Annotated in this window: 1 protein-coding gene; it reads left to right on the top strand. The window is 49.2% G+C overall.

Annotation, left to right across the window (positions count from 1 at the left end; translation table 11 throughout):
• The coding region (locus SB775_RS32645) for a sulfurtransferase TusA family protein (protein WP_410865442.1) at positions 1-246 on the top strand (246 nt) is incomplete at both ends.

Below are 246 nucleotides of genomic sequence, written 5' to 3'. Positions count from 1 at the left end.
AAAACGAAAAAAGCGATGAAAGACCTGGCTTCCGGCGATGTGCTGGAAATCCAGGCGACCGATAAAGGCTCTACAGCCGATTTACAAGCATGGGCGAAAAGCTCAGGCCACGAATACATCGGCACAGAAACAGAAGGAGACGTTTTGCTTCATTATTTGCGCAAAGACGGTGTAAATGAAGTGAGCGAGACGATCGAGATTCCTGAAGTTTCGCTGGCAGAGTTCCAAGCGCGTGTGGAAAATGGG

The sequence above is a fragment of the Peribacillus sp. SIMBA_075 genome, assembly GCF_046534585.1.
The sequence above is the reverse complement of the archived record's forward strand: the minus strand, read 5'-3'. Positions and strand labels throughout refer to the sequence as shown.